General features: G+C 61.1%; 11 protein-coding genes. 3 read left to right on the top strand and 8 right to left on the bottom strand.

Going from position 1 to position 17,198, the window contains the following annotated elements; translation table 11 throughout:
- From OXT71_06080 to OXT71_06060, 5 genes are all read right to left on the bottom strand, one after another.
- The coding region (locus OXT71_06080) for an efflux RND transporter permease subunit (GenBank protein MDE2925951.1) at nt 1-487 on the bottom strand (487 nt) is incomplete at its 3' end.
- Between the two features lie 51 nt (nt 488-538).
- On the bottom strand, nt 539-1,798 hold the full coding sequence (locus OXT71_06075) for an efflux RND transporter periplasmic adaptor subunit (protein ID MDE2925950.1): 1,260 nt from the start codon (nt 1,796-1,798) through the stop codon (nt 539-541).
- Nucleotides 1,799-1,809: 11 nt separating this feature from the next.
- Nucleotides 1,810-3,129 carry a TolC family protein gene (locus OXT71_06070; GenBank protein ID MDE2925949.1) on the bottom strand — a complete coding sequence of 440 codons (1,320 nt, stop codon included), beginning with the start codon at nt 3,127-3,129 and terminating at the stop codon, nt 1,810-1,812.
- A 126-nt stretch (nt 3,130-3,255) separates the two neighbouring features.
- A complete protein-coding gene (locus OXT71_06065) occupies nt 3,256-4,590 on the bottom strand; it encodes a Gfo/Idh/MocA family oxidoreductase (protein MDE2925948.1) in 1,335 nt (444 codons plus the stop codon).
- Between the two features lie 334 nt (nt 4,591-4,924).
- Nucleotides 4,925-6,091 carry a hypothetical protein gene (locus OXT71_06060; protein ID MDE2925947.1) on the bottom strand — a complete coding sequence of 389 codons (1,167 nt, stop codon included), beginning with the start codon at nt 6,089-6,091 and terminating at the stop codon, nt 4,925-4,927.
- 838 nt (nt 6,092-6,929) lie between these two features.
- On the opposite strand from OXT71_06060, the gene OXT71_06055 reads away from it, so the two are divergent.
- The 3 genes from OXT71_06055 (at nt 6,930) to OXT71_06045 (ending at nt 12,148) form a co-directional block, all read left to right on the top strand.
- Complete coding sequence (locus tag OXT71_06055; protein ID MDE2925946.1) at nt 6,930-9,752, top strand: hypothetical protein; 2,823 nt, start codon at nt 6,930-6,932, stop codon at nt 9,750-9,752.
- 260 nt (nt 9,753-10,012) lie between these two features.
- Nucleotides 10,013-10,777: a hypothetical protein gene (locus OXT71_06050; protein MDE2925945.1), complete on the top strand. Its 765-nt coding sequence runs from the start codon at nt 10,013-10,015 to the stop codon at nt 10,775-10,777.
- A 288-nt stretch (nt 10,778-11,065) separates the two neighbouring features.
- Nucleotides 11,066-12,148 (top strand): site-specific integrase, encoded by a 1,083-nt coding sequence (locus OXT71_06045; protein ID MDE2925944.1) that lies wholly within the window; start codon nt 11,066-11,068, stop codon nt 12,146-12,148.
- A gap of 110 nt (nt 12,149-12,258) precedes the next feature.
- On the opposite strand, the gene OXT71_06040 is transcribed toward OXT71_06045, so the two are convergent.
- The 3 genes from OXT71_06040 to OXT71_06030 form a co-directional block, all read right to left on the bottom strand.
- Nucleotides 12,259-14,484, bottom strand: a complete 2,226-nt coding sequence (locus OXT71_06040) for a hypothetical protein (protein MDE2925943.1) — start codon at nt 14,482-14,484, stop codon at nt 12,259-12,261.
- 94 nt (nt 14,485-14,578) lie between these two features.
- Nucleotides 14,579-15,700 carry a sialidase family protein gene (locus tag OXT71_06035; protein ID MDE2925942.1) on the bottom strand — a complete coding sequence of 374 codons (1,122 nt, stop codon included), beginning with the start codon at nt 15,698-15,700 and terminating at the stop codon, nt 14,579-14,581.
- Between the two features lie 122 nt (nt 15,701-15,822).
- Nucleotides 15,823-16,953, bottom strand: a complete 1,131-nt coding sequence (locus OXT71_06030; GenBank protein MDE2925941.1) for a sialidase family protein — start codon at nt 16,951-16,953, stop codon at nt 15,823-15,825.
- Nucleotides 16,954-17,198 lie beyond the last annotated feature (245 nt).

Here is a 17,198-nt window from a genome sequence, read left to right as displayed (position 1 = left end):
TGATCTCCCAGTCGTGGAGCGTCTTCAGCTCCATGGCGCTGTAGCCTTCCCCTTCGAGCGTGTACTGGTACACCTCTCCGAAGGCCGTCGCCACGGGCCCCAACGCCGGCTCGAGGCCGTCGGGAATCCGGCCGCGCGCTTCGTTCAGCCGTTCGTTGACAAGCTGCCGCGCGAAATAGTTGTCCACGCCGTCGGCAAAGACGATGGTGACGATCGAAAGGCCCAATTTGGAGATCGAGCGGACCTCCTCGGTGTCGGGAAGACCCATCATGGCCGACTCGATGGGGAAGGTGACCAGTTGCTCGACCTCCACCGGCGCCATGCCCGGCGCTTCGGTGATGACGGTGACCTGGTTGTTGGTCAGGTCAGGGAAAGCGTCGATGGGAATCCGGTAGAGGGCGTTGAGGCCGGCCGCCAGGAGCACCGCCAAGCCGATCAGGACGACCCAACCGTGATCCAGGTGGTAGTCGATAAAGCGCTTGAGCATGTTCCAGGTGCCGGCAGCCTTTGCGGCTCGACCGGCGCGGCCGCCGGGCTGCTAATGATGTCCGACCATCCGGGCCTTCAGCAGCTCGGATTTGAGGTGGAAGGCCCCATTGACCACCACCGCCTCGCCCGCCTGCAAACCGCTCAAGATTTCCACAATGGAGCCGGAGCGCCGGCCGGCCCGGACCTGGCGGACTCGATAGGAGGCCTCTCCCTCGGGCACGAACAGGACCTCCTCCCCGTCCACGTTTTGCAGTGCGGCAAGCGGTGCGACGACCGCTTCCCTACCGGTGCCGGCGCCTATGGCGATGGTGGCGAACATCTCTCTCTTGAGCCGCCGGCCGGGGTTGTTCAGCTCGCAACGCACCTCGACGGTTCGCGTCTCCGGATCGAGCGCATCGCCGATGTAGGTGATGCGAGCCGGAAATGCCCTGCCGGGATAAGCTCGCACCGACACCTTCACAGCCTGTCCGTTTCGCAGCGAAGAGAGGTGCTGCTCCGGGACCTGGGCAATCACCCACAGGCTCCTCAGGTCGCTGATGACGTAGAGCGAATCCGCAGGGGCGACCACGGCGCCCGGAGTGACCATGCGCTCGATAATGGTGCCCGGCACCGGCGAACGCACCTCGATCAAGTGCTCCTCTTCATGCGCGCGATGGTGCTCGCCGGGCGCGCTCGGCAGCCGCTCCGGAGAAAGGCCCAAGTAGCGCAGGTGGATCTCGGTACGCTTCACTCCGGCCTTGGCGATTTCGAGAAACATCTCGGCGCTTCGCAACTTCGATTCGGCCTCCTGCACCTTCTGCAGTGAGCCGGCTTTCAATTCATGCAGCCGGGATGCCCGCTTGTAGGTTTCCCGGGTGAACTGCAGTTCAGTCTGTCTTCGTTCCAGCTCGGCCCGGGCTTCCCAATAGGAAGCCTCGGCGTCATGGACCTCGTGGCTGTGAAGGCGCGCGAGCACCTGTCCTTTTTCGACGTCCGTACCGACCGACTCGCAACAGTCGACGACGACGCCTTCGGCAAATGTGCCCACGCGCGCCGTGGCGTCCTGGTTGATGGTGATCCGTCCCGGGACCTGCAGTACTATTTCGAGTTTTCCGGTTTCCGCTTCGGCGAGGGTGATGCCGGCAATTCGGATCGCCTCCTGGTCGAGACGAATCACGCCCGGGTCGTGTGCCGCGTCGGCTTCGGCCGGCTCCGTTTCGGCAGCCGGCTCAACCTCGGCGGCCGGTGTCGTGCATCCGGCCCCCGTCAGCATCAGAAATGCGGCCACCGGCCAGGAGATTCGCCTGAGCTCAGGTTCCGGAGTTCGCATGGTCACCAGCTTCACTCGACCATGGTGCCAAAATAAGCCGCCGTTTGGGTCCCATCCGGGGACAGAGCAAGATTCGGCGTCCCCGAGGCGGTTTCCAGATCCACCCAGCTCAATTGGTAGTCGAACACCAAACGAGAGTGGAACCGGTCGAGCTCGTTCTCGGCGCGCTGGGCGTCGAGCACGTCGAGCAGCTCGACCCCTCCTTCCTGGTAGGCGGCGAGCGCGATCCGGGAGGTCTCCCGCGCACGGTCAAGAACCCCGGTCTCCATCGACCGCAACATTTCCGAACGCCTCTGCACCGTCTCCACGGCTGCGGCCACCTCGGCGGCAATGCTAGCTTCCGCTGCCCGCAGGGCCGCTTCACGGCGGCGGACTTCGGCCAGGGCCTCCCCGATCCGGCCCGCGTTATCGTCGCGGACCGGCAACGGAATCGAGATCCCGCCGACGAGCGTGTTGAACTCGTTGGTCCGCTTGTAACCAACATAGGGTCTCACGTCGGGCCGCGCCAGCGACCGTTGCAACTCTACGGCCGCGCGGGCGCGCTCCACCCGAGCCCGGCCCAGCAGAATCTCCACGCGATGGCCCAACGCCGTCTCCGCGGTCAGCCGGGCGGCGGCGTTGTCCCAACTCACGTCGACCGGCCAGGCGTCCGGCTGTCGCAGCTCAAAGCCGGTGCTCAACTCCGCGATCCCCATCGCCTCCAGCACGGCAATTTTCGCACGGCTGACTTCCATTTCGGCACCGAAGAGGGCCAGTGCGGAACGTCCGACTTCGACTCGAACCTTGATCAGGTCCACTTCGGCCGTCGCGCCCAACCGAACGCGCACCTCGTGATAATCCTCCAGGCGTTCCAAGGTTTTTCGGCTGCGCTCCAGCATCTTCACGTCGCTCACGGTTGCCAGAGCGTTCCAATAGGCCTTCTTGACGTTCTGGCGAATCCTCCAGGCAGCCAGTTGGCGTTCGTACTCCGCGATGCGCTCATCGGCCTCGGCGAGCTCGACCCGCCGCGTCCGCTTGCGCGCGGTCTCGATGGGCACGCTCACCCACGCGAAGAGATCGAGATCGCGGGAGGCCGAAAAGCCTGGATTGCCGTAGAACCGCCAGTTCTCGGTCTGTAAAGAGAGAACCGGGTTCGGCGAGAGACCGGCCTGGCGCGTCGAGCCTGCGCGCGCATCGATTGCCGCCTGGGCGGCGTCCAGGTCGGCGTGACGCGAGAGTGCAAGCTCGATGGCATGATCAAGTTCGAGAATTCCGGGGAGCGGCTGGGCTTGCAGTCCGAGCGTCAGACCCGCCGACACCAGGAACGTGCCGGCTACAAGTGTTTTCGCCATCTGTTGTCTCCTTGCCAGCGATTCTTCGAGTGATACGCCGCCGTAGGACCCCAAAGCCCTGGCGAATGATAGGAGCGGAGGCTGTTAACCCCCGCGTCACGGGGGGACTGACAGTCCCCCTCCTGGCTACAGCGTCCAGCCCTTGCGGTATTCCTTGTGGACGAGCTGCTGGGCGGCCGTGGAGTTGGTGACTCGCAACGATGGCGCGTCCCACTCGATGGTCCGGCCGGTTCGGTAGGCCACGACCCCCAGCAGGACCGCCTCGGTGAGGGCGCCCGAATAGTCGAAGTTGCAGTTGGCGGTCCCGCCGGTCTTGATGGCCTGGATCCATTCCTGATGGTGCCCGGGCGACCGGGGAATGGTGGGGTCCGGGCGCTTGAAACCGGCGAACTTTTCCACCGGCAGCAGCATGTGCTCCGAGTAGTTGGAGAGGATCATCCCTTCCGATCCGACGAAGAGCTGCCCGCGGTGCGGGTCCAGGGGCTGGCCCTCGGCGTCCTTGAACCCGGCCAGGAGGTCCGGTTTCTTCCCGCCGTCGTACCACTTCAACGTCACCGGCGGCAGGGAGCCCCGGGCCGGATATTCGTAGGTCACGACCAGGCCGGATGTCGCACTCTCCAGGAGCGGCGGAGGACCGGCCGCCGACACCCGGGCCGGATGCTTGAGATCCAACGCCCAGTGGGGGAGGTCCATCCAGTGGCAGGCAAAGTCCCCCAGGGCGCCCGTGCCGTAGTCCCAGAACCAGCGCCAGTTGAAGGGGTGAACTACGGTGACCGAACCATCCTCGGCGACGCTCTCGCAGTAGGGCCGGGCCGCCGCGGGACCGAGCCAGAGATCCCAGTCGACGTGGCCGGGGCGCGGTTTTCCGGTAATCATCCGCCGGCCCGAATAGTCGACGTTGACCCAGACGTGGACTTCCCGGATCTCGCCGATGGCGCCGCTTCGGACCAGCTCGACCACGAGGCGATAGTTCTCCTCGGCGTGGATCTGGGTTCCCATCTGGGTGACCAGGTTGTTCTCTGCGGCCAGCTCGGCCAGCCGCCGCGCTTCGTAGATGGTGTGGGTGAGCGGCTTCTCGCAATAGACGTGCTTCTTCATCTGCAGCGCCATCGAGGCCGCCGGGGCATGGGTATGGTCGGGCGTGCTGACCAGGACGGCGTCGATCTTCTCCGCCTCCTTCTCCAGCATGACCCGGTAGTCCCGGTACCGGCGCGCGTTGGGATAAGTCTCTCCCGCGGCGTCGAGAAACTCCTGATCGATGTCGCAAATGGCAACGATGTTCTCGCTGGCGACACCTTTCAGATTGCCCGCCGCCCGATTGTGGACGCCGATGGAGGCAATGTTGAGCCGGTCCAGAGACGATCCGGCCTGGGTCCCTGAAACCAGGGACTGCGGGGACCCCAGCGCCACCGCCGCAGCGGCCGACCTTCCCAGGAACTGGCGACGATCCAGTGTCTTCATCACGACAATCCTCCTCTCCGCATGTAGGAATGGGGGTTTTCCTATCCCGACTGCCCCACAGTCAACAACTACTAAAGGTTAACGTTTTCAATGGCTTACCGGGTTCTTCGCCGAATCAGTAAAGTGGTTGACTCCCAACGTTCGACGTTCTGAACAGGCAACAAACAGGCAGCAGCATCGGCTCTCGAAAGCTGACTCACTCAGGCTGCTCAATCTCAAAGTATAGAACCAGAGAAGGCTTCTGATCCTTTTCTCCCTCCCTCCTCCTGACCGCAATCACATTGCAGAAAAAGGGGGGCCGGCAAGGATGTCGGCCCTTAAACGTCAAACCTGGTCACTCCCAATGGTGACGGACAGATCGAGAGGATTGGTCGATCCTATCCGAATACCTTTGGTACTGCTTCTTGGCTTCTTGAACAAGCCACTCCTCATGTGTCTTCTCAAACCAGACACACAACCTGCCTTCCTCATCGAACAAGGTGGTCACCGTTTGCTTCGATTCGTCACCATCGCCCAAACCATCAATCTGAATCATGGGGGGCACAGACACCCGGCCCTTGCCGATTTGGATAATAGATACATGGACCTTGGAGTTCATCGTGAAGTCAGGTCCACCGACCCTAACATCCAGCGGGTCGTCAGGGTCGGTAGTATCTCTGGCCCCGAAAAACACGAGCCGATCATCGTGCAACATGGTCAGCAGGGAAACGTCAGACCTTCTCTCGTACTTCAACACGTTTCTCAACTGTACCCCTTGGTCCGATTGTTGATGGTCGTAGTATCGGAGGAAAATCGTGTACTCCTCCAAATATTGGAATGTCTTGTCCGCATCCCGGTAGATCAGATCGTAAGCTCCTCCCCACGAGTCAAAGATATTGTTCCCTACAACGATCTCATTCCAGTACAGGTTAGCTAGCAACACCAAGTTGTATGACAGAGGTACGAATTCTGGAAATCCCTTGCCTCCATCTTGGGGCCTGCTGTACCCGATCTTGTATTTGTCCAACTGCTCCACCTGCCGGATTATGGATTCCGCTCCGACTCCAATCGACACCACCTCACCAAATCGCTTGCTGTCATGGACCATTGGGCCATCGGAGCTCATCGCCAGCGATGCAACCCCTCCCTCCTCACCCGCCAAAACAATGGCTCCGACGGCCTCCGGATCCGAACTGACCCGAGCGTGCCGCTTCAAGAACACGGAGATGTCGTCGCGTTGGAAGTCGGGATTGCCCCCGAACTCGTCTATCATGTCGGTCACAAGCGCCCTTGCCCGAGGCACAGGGCCGGCGACTCCTACAGCCATGCGGTCGTTTACGACGAATATCTTTCGCCGCATCCTCACAGGAATGTATTGCGGCGTGAGGCCAGATGGAATTTCGATACCGGCGGGCTGGGAAGGAATCCGAAGATTCGTGTCTGCTCCTGACACCTGGGTTGAGAGCAGCATGTCGCCCGCAAGCGCCGACGTGCCAGCATTCGTGCTAAATATGACCGTCATTCCAGAAAACGGTACCAAATTCTTTTAGATTCGATCAGTTGCGTCTAGACTTGGCTTTCGTATAGGCCCGTCAGGTGTCCTCTATAATCCCCGACCGGAAATACCGCCGGATCAGACGCGCCGTCTCCACGGGGGATACGGCCCGGCTCAACTCTATTGGCAAAGTGACGGCCGCCCTGATGCGGGTGGTCGAGATGCAATCAGCGGCGGAAGGTCGCTCCTTCCAGGTCGTGATTGACGGTGAACGCACTGGGCAGCCGCAAAGGCTTATGGAGGCTCGTTTCGGCTGTGCGTAAAGGGGGTCTCGCGCCCGATCCGGGAGTGTGAATGGGACAAAGGGGGTGGATTCACAAAAATCGGTCCCGGTGAATCACAAAACCCCCTTCCCGGATCTTTTTTCCTTTCAGTCAGTTACGGCCCCATTTCCGGCCACCGGGTGGCCGCTCGGGGAAAATGGAGGTGGACGGGAGCGACCCCCCCTTTTTGCTGCCCGGTGCGGGCGCGGGGGTGTTGCGCAATTCACATCTGCGTAACACCCCCTGGGGGGGGGTCGCTCCCGTCCCAATTATCCCTGGCGGGAAGGCCCGGAGAAAGACCACAGAAGAGATGCTCCGCTCCGAGAACTGATTCGGGACGCGGCAGACCGTTCTGGCAGAATGAACTGTATGAGCAGTTCGGACATCAACATGGAACGAATGGAGACCATCAGAAAGCTGGCTCTGGATCGGCTCCGGAATCGGAGTTCATATCACTGTCCGGACTGTGGTTATCAAGGAACCCGGATGAACTGCCCCCGTTGCGGTGAAGTATGCGAGTCCATGGCACGAGGGCGACGCTCATGAGCCACCCCCGAAATACCGAGCCTCAGGCAAACGGCGCACTCGCCCGCGCCCTGATGAAACGGCACCCGCTCTGGGATGACACGTCCATCCACGCCGAACGCACTGGCATCTTGCAAGGGAGTTCCGGACTTCAGGTCGATATCTTAATCCACACACCGGCGCTCCAGCCGGTCGCTGTCGAGACGGAGTTCGCACCTGCCGCGACTGTCGAGAACGACGCCACTAGCCGTCTCGGATGGAAGCTGCAATCAACCGGAGAAACCATCGAGAGCGCCATCTCCGTTGTACTACCGGAAGAACTGAAGACCGGTTCACTCGCTGCCATTGAGACTAGCCGTTTGCGCTACGCCACCCATCATCTGCACGCCGACGGTCATCATTCCCGCTGGCCGGATTCAGGATATATCGATGGGACGGCGGACGATCTGGCGGATGCCATCGAAATCCTGTCCCTGTCGAGGCGAAAAGTTGAAGAAGGGGTGCGCATGCTCGAAGCGACAGTCCGATCATGCGCTGGACTGCTCGCTCAGCAGTCCACAGCATACGTGCAGTGCCGCCTCGCCGAAAAGCTCAAGCAAAGTCGTGGCGAGCAGACCTTGCGGATGGTTGCAGCGATTCTTACCTCTGCTTTCGTGTTCCACGCCTCCATTGAGGGACAGGAAGACCTTCCGAGTCTCTCCACCCTGCGCGGAGCCGGAAGGAATAAGGAAAGCTTGCTGGACACATGGGACGCGATTCTCGCCATCAACTACTGGCCGATCTTCTCCATTGCCAAGTCATTGCTTGAGGAGATCCAGACTCCCCTGGTACCGCATCTGATGGAGCGGCTTCTGCACGCGTCCTCTTTGCTGGCGTCACTGGGGGCAACGACCTACCACGACCTCACAGGACGAATGTTCCAGACTCTTATTTCCGACCGCAAGTTCCTGGCCACTTTCTACACGCTGCCTCCATCGGCAGCGCTCCTCGCGGAACTCGCGGTGGCTCGCCTGCCGGTGGACTGGTCAGACAAGGATGCCATCGAGGGCTTGCAGATCGCAGATTTTGCTTGCGGTACCGGAGCTTTGCTCTCCGCTGTGCAGCGGGCTATCTGCCGACGGTATCGCAGGGCGGGAGGTGACGACTTGGATCTGCACCGTGCCTTGATGGAACGCACGATGATCGGTATGGACATCATGCCCGCCGCTACGCACCTAACGTGTTCGATGTTGTCCAGCGCTCACCCGAGAGAGACCTTCGGAAAAACGAACATCCACACGATGCCCTACGGCATTGATAGTGCCAGGAAGACACACATCGGTGCACTTGACCTGATCGATGTCGAACAGGCTTACTCCTTGTTCGCTACGGGCGAGGCGATAGGTGGGCAAGAGCCCGACGCCAACAGCGTGCATTCAGTCTCGGTCAAGAGCGCGTCCTGTGATCTGGTGATTATGAACCCACCGTTCACGCGACCGACAAACCACGAGTCACGGCACTCGGACATTCCCATTCCGTCGTTCGCGGGATTCAGCACGTCCAAGGACGAGCAAAAGGCCATGTCGAGGAAGCTGCGAAGGATCAAGGCTGACTTTGGCGATGGAAATGCAGGACTCGCCTCGAACTTCATGGACTTGGCACATCGAAAACTGAAAGACGGCGGAGTGATGGCGCTGGTGCTGCCGTTTGCCTTGATCCAGGGCAAGGCCTGGAGCCGGACGCGGACGATGCTTGAAAAGCACTACAGCGATGTCCATTTCGTCTCCATCGCTGCGACAGGATCTACGGACAGGGCATTTTCGGCGGACACGGGCATGGCCGAATGTCTTGTCGTAGCAACCAAAGGGAGCACGGATAATGCTTCCGCCCTGTTCTCCAATCTCGAATCCAGGCCCGTATCTCTCCTGGAGGCCATCTCGGCCTCTAGGCCTGCCAAGGACGCGGCCATTGTGGGTGACCTCCGCAATGCGGGGGCTGCCGGCAGCCGATCCGTCAGCGTGATCAAGACAGCGCAAAGCTTACAAACCGGGAGGCTGCTACTACCTCGCCAAGCGCGGGGGATCAAGTTGCCCATCACATTGCTCGGCGCTGTCGCGCAGCGTGGTCTTGTTCACAGGGATATCACTGGCGGCCCTAAGGATCGCAACCAGACAGGGCGGGGTCCATTCGTTAAGCGTCCGATCTTTTTCGGAGAGATTCCAACCTATCCCATGCTCTGGGCACATTCCGCCATCCGGGAGCGCAGGTTCGTAGTGCAGTTTGATTCTTGTGGAGATCCCCGTCATGGTGACGAAGAGCGTGCGATAGAGCGCTGGGGACGGTCGGCCTCCAGATTGCACGCTAATCTGGACTTCCGACTGAACTCCCAGAGCCTCGCCCTGTGTCTCACGCCGGAGAAGTGTCTCGGCGGCCGGGCGTGGCCGAACATTACTCCCCACAACACGCGGCATGAAATTCCCCTGCTGCTGTGGGGCAACTCGACACTGGGGCTTCTGATGCACTGGTGGAAAGGAACTCGCCAGCAATCGGGAAGATCGATCATCACGATCACTGCTATCCCCGAGCTTCCCGTTCTTGACCCTAACGCTCTGACGGAGGAGCAGTTGAAACACTGTCGAGGCATTTACAATCGATTCAAGGAGAGGAAGTTTTTGCCTGCCAACGAAGCCTACCGAGACGGCACACGCCAAGATCTGGATTGCGAACTACTGTTCGGGCCGTCCAGCGTGCTGCAACTCGATTCGGACTTGGAGAATTCCCTGGACTTACTGCGCCTTCAATGGTGTGCGGAACCATCCGTGCATGGCGGTAAGGGGACAAGGCCTCGAAATGCTAAATGAACGACTTCCCGAGGCGATTCGGTCACCGTGAACGTGAGGTCATCAGTGCTGGTGTCCTGACCATCCTTGCTAATGTCCTGGAAAGCAAGCCCGCAACCACCGAGACGATGCTTTGACGCGCCGGGGAGTCATTTGTTTCCAGGGGGGGTCGCGGAGGCGTCCATCGTTCGGCCGGGTGAAAAATTCCCGTTCACTGACTTGATGCACTGGGCGTCGGCATTGCGTAGCGATCGCAAGGAACTCCATTTGGACAATACAGCATGAAGTCTTCGTTCCGCAACGAATTGCCACGCGTCTACGAACTCAAGGACATGCTGGAAGACCCCTGTCATCGAGATGCGTTTTTTCAGGATTTGGAGCAGACTCTCGAAGAGCCGAGGGCGCGTGCCGCGTTCCGTAAGCTTGAGCGCTGGCTCGACGTGTTGGATGATGCGGCATGGCAGACTCTCAAACTAAAGGCTGTGCCGCATTTGGTTTCAAGACAACGGGAGATTGGCCGGGGTTGGCAGGAGCACTTTGACGTTCTCAACGAAGCCAGAGCATTTGGTTACTTGCAGTGCCTCGACTGCACAGAAGTTCACTTCATCGAGTGTAGTGACAACAAGAGGACGCCGGACCTTGGTGCTTTACAGGATGGCCGGCCCGTCTTCTGCGAGGTCAAGACGATCAATCCCTCCGATGACGCGGCCCAAAAACAACTCCGCATAGCCAAAGGTGTCTTTGACGTCGAGAGCCCGCGTCTGGACGTTGACGAAGGTTTTCTGCGAAAGCTAAGGGCCACGCTCACTAAAGCGCTCGAACAGCTTGATGCGGTCGATCGAGAGCGCCACGCCCGCCGCATAATCTTTACCATGCTCAACTTTGATGATTGGTGGGGAGATCACCAGGATCGGTACATCGCACAGATCGATGCCGATCTGTTGCAAAATCCTCTAGACGGAGTCGCACTGGTGTTCTGCCTCAGCCGAAAAGATCTCTGGCAGCGCTCGTTCACGATGGAGTCGGCGACGTTCCTGCCCGAATAGCTGGTGGAAGACAGAATCAGCTGCTCGCGATCCTGGCCTCTATAACCGCTTCCGCTTGGTGAAGGCACACCGCGCCTCCGCCCCAGCCAAGTCCCGCTCGTTGCCGTTGTCCGAGTCCGCCAACACCGTCGGTGGCTTTTCCCGGTAAGTCACGGAGTCGTCAAGAGTGTTCGTGGTCATGCGAGCCTAGAACCTGCGGGAAAGAATAAAGTTTCGCCGGTTCTCTCTGGAGCCGTGGTACGATTCGCCGCAACGGCGAAGAACCCGGATCCAGAAAGGAGGAGATGCATGGGCATCTACAAGGTGAAAGATCGCCGGGGGAGACAGCGATACGTTGTCAGCAAGTACTGGCCGCACGGATCCGGTCGGCTCAGAATGTACGCCCCCAATTACCGGAGCGCACAGGCGCTTCAAACACGAATCGAGTCCAGCATCCTGGACGGCACCTGGAAGCAACTCAAGCAAGAACTCGCTGGTGGGAAACGCACCGTCTGGACGGTGCAGAGTTTCTACGAGCGATTTTTCGAGGAGTATTGCAAACCTCGTCTGCGCTGCTTGCGCCGCTACGCGCTCTCGTTCAAGAGCCTCAACGCCATGCTGGGGAACATTCCCCTGAAGGAATTCCAGCGCAAGGACCTCCACCGCTACGTCGCGAAACGGAAGGGACAGGTCCAGCCTGCCACGGTGAACCGCGACATCGCGGCCCTCAGCAAGCTGTTTTCCTATGCGCTGGAGTGCGGGGAAGTCGCCACGCACCCGCTGGTTCGATTCCCCAAACTGAAGGAGCCGAGGAAGGTCTTCCGGCCTTTGACGGTCAAACAGTTTCGCGACCTGGTCGAGGCGGTGGACAATCCGTACATGCAGGCGATGATCGCAGTGATCGGCGAGACGGGAATTCGCAAGGGAGAGGCATTGTCGCTCACTTGGAGCAGGGTGGATTTGGGCCGCCGGATGTTGTGGGTGGAGTTCACCAAGGACGACGAACCGAGAGAGATTCCGCTCTCGAAGTACGCTGCCGGGTACCTGGCGCGGCTGGTTCGTTACCTGACCACTCCATACGTGTTCGTCAACAGCCGGACCGGGACAAGATGGGTGAATCCCGACAAGTCACTGCGTCGTGCTGCCGAGCGGGTGGGGTTGAAGGTTGGGTTTCACGATCTGAGGCGATTCCGTTGCAGCCACTGGCTGATGCAGGGGGTGGACGTGAGGACTGTACAGAAGCTGATGGGGCACTCGGCGATCAGCACGACCATGCGCTACGCGGGTTACGTCAGTTCGCATGCGCTCCAGAGCATTCGAGAGGCACAGGCTAACGAAGACTCACAAACGCAACCGGCAACAAACAGGCAACGGGTAGCAATCAAGAGATAAAGATTGGATGGGATAATTGGGATAACTTGTTGAAAAGAAAGGATCGATCCCGTAGCTCAGTTGGACAGAGCAACGGATTTCCTACCCCCACTTCTTCTCCTCTCCACACCTTACCGGGTCAAGTCCCGGATCTCCCCGGAACTCAAGACTCTCTTGACCACCAGCACATCGTCCACCCAGCCTGTAAGTTGGTGGCGATTCGAACTCGCGCTCTCCCACCCGTGGCCGACGAAGGTTCCGCCCCGGTCCGCTCCCAGGTGCAGATTGTCCGCCATATGGACGCCGGCCAGCGGCGTGGCATCCGGTGGACCGAACATCTCGACGACCGTGTCGTCCCGGCCGAGGCGGGCGGACCCGGACAGGACCTGGCCCGATCCCGCGATCCGTCCATCCAGGTAGAGATGGACCCGGCCCCGATCGTAGGTGGCCGCCAGATGATGATACATCCCCGCAGCCAAAGGGGCGGCTGAGGCGGAGATCTCCTGCCCGTTAACGACCAGCCGCAGGACCCCGGTTCCGGGACTGAAGTCGAAGATCAGCTCTCCCAACGCTGCGGCGCCGCTGCCCCGTTGGGTGCTGAAGAGGCGCATCCGGTCCCGGCTTTGCGTCTTGACCCGGGCCGCCAGCGTAAAGTGGTGCCCGAGATGCGCGGTGCCCGGCACCTCGAGCCGGTTCGTACCCTTTCCCGGCTCGGGAAACAGCAGCGTCGACGATCCTCCGGCGCCCGCCTCGGGATCCCGGACGATGGAGAGGGAGCCATGCCGGCGTCCCGGTTGGACTCCATCCGCCGCCGCTACGTCGTCGAAACCGTCGCCGCGGGACGATTCGAACGTATAGAAAACCTCCAGCGGCGCAGGCGGGTCGGCGACCTGAACCGAATCGCCGGCCCGGAACGAGAAGAGCGAAGCGCGCGTCAGGAAGAAACGAAGCCGCCGGGGTTCGGACGGATAGGGCAGTTCGTCTCGCGCCTTCCACCTGACGGCGAAGTCCACGCCGTCTTCGGTCATGGGCCGGCAATCGTCTCTTCCATAGCCGGGCAGGACCCGGCCCTCCCCGTCCAGCACCTCCACCCGGATTTCTCCTCCGCGGGCGTTCGCGTTGAGCCGCAGCTCCCCCTCCAGGCCGAGCAGGAGGCGGGTGGTGACCGCCCCGCCCTCAACCCCGGCGTCCAGGGAGACGAAGCCGTCCTTGCGCAAGGTGGCCAAGCCGATGGCGCCATCCCCGTGCTGGAACCCATGGGTGGCGTCGAAGGCCCCGTAGTAGACGCGCAAGTTGTCGCCGGCCATCTGCGGATGGTTGAAGGTCTGGAGTTGACCGCTGTCCCACGCGCCTGGCGGGCCGTTCGCCAGAATCGGGGTTCTCTCTCCCTCCTGGCGGTCCCAGGTGACCCCGTCCCGGCTGCTCACCAGCTCACAGAAGATGGGGCCGTCGTTCTTCCCGTCCACGATCCGAAAGATCCAGAGGAACCCCAGGTACAGGCTCTGATAGGGAAAGGCCGACAGGCCGTAGAAGTCGGTGTGTTGCCCGCTCCCGGTCACCCAGCGGTCATCGAACTCGTCCGCGACCAGGATCAACTCGGCCGGGGGCCAGTGCTGGAAACGAGTCGTGGTGCTGATGGCCACCGAACGGCGCCGGTATCCCCGCACCGGAGCGTAGAGCTTCGTGTATCCCACATAGGCCCGGCGGTTGGGATCCCAGAGAAAGTGCCCCACGTCTCCGGGATCGGGCAGGACCGGATTCCTGGGAGTCTCGGTCCAACGGACGCCATCCGGAGAAGTGGCACCCCAGTAGCCCCGGACGGCGCGCCCGGGAACGTCGGCGCGGAAATCGAAATTGACCATCTTGTAACGCCGGCCGGCGTCCTCTTCCCAGGGGGTATGGATGATCTGGGGCATATGGTCCAACCGGGTCCGGTGAAAGAAGAGGTTGTTGTCCCGGGAACCCCGGTGCTCGACCAGGCCCAGGCGCGGCCGGATCCAGCGGAGGCCATCCCGGCTGGTGGCGTAGAAGTTGTGGCAGTCCCCGTCCCAGATGTCATACCAGATGCGGTAACCGCTGCCGTCCTCACCCGGCAGGACGGTGCCGTAGGGGGTGGTGCGCCGCTCGCCCCAGGAACCCGTCATGCCCAGCACGGGATTGGCCGGATGTTTTTCCAGGGGATGCCAGGTCCGGACGACCCCCCGCTTCTCCTCGATGAGGTGGTCGTCCACCAGGAGTTGCCAGGGGCCGGTCAAGTCGCCCAGGAAGGATTCCTGAGCCGACAGCGGCAGCGAAGCTGGAATCAAGAGGAACAGAAGAAAAACCGGTATCAGTCCACGAGTCCGGAAACGGGACATCGGCGGAGCGTTCGCTGTGGCTGCCTGGACTGGATCAGTTTCGAAGCGGCCGTTGCCCACGGTGGTCACGAGCCTCCCGCCGGCTCCCCTTCCCTCATTCTCCGGGCCTGATGAAGAAGACGTATTCGTTGGTGTCCTTCCCCTTGTAGTTGATGCTGTAGACGACCATCAGCTCGTCGGGCGCACCGTCTTCGTCGGTATGGATCAGGCAGTTCGCGCTGTATCCGTCCCCCCGGCCGGAATTGCTGTTGACGACGATGGCGCTGCCCCAGTTCTCCCCGTCGGAGGACTCGTAGAGAACGAAGCGGTTCGCGCCTTCTCCGTAGCTTCCGGACCTCCCATGAAGATAGTACCTGCCTCCGATTTGGCCCAGCTCCGGGTCCCGAACCTTCTGGTCTACGCGGGCTTTCCTCTGCCCGGTCCAGGTACGCCCCTGGTCCTTGCTGATGCAGTAGTAGAAGTGGTACTCGTCCTTCAATTGGTAGGCGCCGGCCAGCAACCCGCCGTCCTCCATCAAGGTCACCGCCCCGTACGAGACGTCGTCCTGCAACGGCAGGGTGCTCCGTTTCCGCCAGGATCGCCCGTCGTCGGTGCTGACGTACAGGACATGCGGACCTCCGCCATCGGAGTCGTAGATGACGTAGTTGGTGTCGCCGTCCACTGCCGTGCCCACGGGATAGCCGGCGTAGACCCCGTCAATGGACTCGTAGTGGGTCCAACTGGCCCCTTGGTCGTAGCTCCTCAGAAAACCGCTCATGGTCCGGGTGCCGCCCGTGATGAAATGGCTCATGAAGACGACTGCGGTTCCTTTGGAAGTCACCAAACCCGCTTCGATCCAGGCCGGCCGCTTGGGATTTCTCACGTAGGCCTCAAACGAATAGGGGAACCGGTGGTACATGTCCCAGGTCCTGCCGCCGTCGCGGCTCTCGGCATGCTCGCTCCAGCCATCCAGGTTGTGATCGCTGGTGTTGGTGTTGAAGGTCACGAGGCGCCCGTCGGGATACTGCATGCAGACCGGTCCGCCGTGGGAATTCCTGCCGGGAAAGTCCCGCTCCAGGTAGGAAACGATGGTCCCGTAAACGCCGTCCCCCAGCTTCGTCGACGGGTCGTAGTCGTAGATGACGGCCCCGTCGATGGACTCGTAGTCCTGCGAGAACGCCGCGCCCGCAGCCAGCGAGAAGACGCAGACCGCCACAAACGATTTCCTCACTTTCATGGATCGCTTCCTTTGACTCTTACCAATGGCAAAGGAAAGGAGCGGCGGTTTCCTAACCGCCGAACTCCAGTGTGACAAATTTGGCACCAAAGACTGGGCGATTGGAAATCGCTCCTCCTTTATTACTCGGGCCTGATGAAGAAGACGTGCTCGTTGGTGTCGACGCCCTTGTACTGGATGCTGAAGACGACCATCAGCTCGTCAAGCGTACCATCATCGTCGGTGTCAAGCAGACAGTTGGCGCTGTACCCGTCCCCCCGGCCGGTCTGTTTGCTGACGACGATGGCGCTGCCCCAGTTCTCTCCGTCGGAGGACTCGTAGAGAACGAAGCGGTCCGAACCCTCACCGTAGCTTCCGGACCTCCCATGGAGATAGTACCGGCCTCCGATCTGGCCCAGTTCCGGGTCCCGAACCTTCTGGTCGACCTTTGCCTTCCGCTCCTCGGTCCAGGTGCGGCCCTGGTCCTTGCTGATGCAGTAGTAGAAGTGGTACTCGTCTTCCGAGTGGTAGGCGCCGGCCAGCAATCCGCCGTCCGGCATCAGGGTTATGGCCCCATACCAGACGTCGTCCTGCAGCGGCAGGGTGCTCCGCTTCTGCCAGGACCGCCCGTCGTCGGTGCTGACATACAGCACATGGGGACGCCGGCCATCGGAACCGCCATCGGAATCGTAGATGACGTAGTTGGTGTCGCCGTCCACTGCCGTGCCGACGGGGTAGCCGATGTGGACTCCGTCGACCGACTCGTATGCGGTCCAGGTGGCGCCCTGGTCATAACTCCGCATGAAGCCGCTCATGGTCCGGCTTCCGCCGGTGAGGAAATGGGTCACGAAGACGACCACGGTTCCCCTGGAAGTCACCAGGCCCGCTTCGATCCAGGCCGGCCGCTTTGGGTCTCTCGAGTAGGCCTCGAACGAATAGGGAAACCGGTTGTACATCTTCCAGGTCTTGCCCCCGTCGCGGCTCTCGGCATGCTCGCTCCAGCCATCCAGGTTGTGGTCGCTGGTGTTGGTGTTGAAGGCCACGATGCGGCCGTCGGGATACTGCATACAGACCGGTCCGCCGTGAGAGTTCCTGCCGGGAAAGTCGCGCTCCAGGTTGGAAGTGACGGTCCCGAAAACGTCACCACCCAGTTTCGTATCCGGATCGTAGTCATAGACGACGGCCCCCTCGATGGACTCGTAGTCCTGGGCCAAGGCGGCGCCCGCCGCCAATCCGCAAACGCAAACAGCCAACAACAGTCTCCTCAGATTCATAATTCGCTCCCTGTGCCTCTCTCCCTCTGAAACTAAGTCTCCAAACGTGATTCGGAGATTAACACCCCCATACCAGAATTTCGATTGGAGCCGCGACTTTCCCATCGCCGGGAGCCGCGACTTTCTTCCCGCCGGGAGCGGCGACTTTCCTGTCGCCAATGGAGTGGCGGCTTTCTTGCCGCCGATTAGGAGCGGCGACATTCCTGTAGCCAATAGGGGGGCTAGGGGGGACGGCAGGGGGGGGG

It is taken from the genome of Acidobacteriota bacterium (assembly GCA_028874215.1).
GTDB lineage: Bacteria > Acidobacteriota > UBA6911 > RPQK01 > JAJDTT01 > JAJDTT01.
Note: the sequence above shows the minus strand (reverse complement) of the source record. Positions and strands in the feature narration are given on the sequence as shown.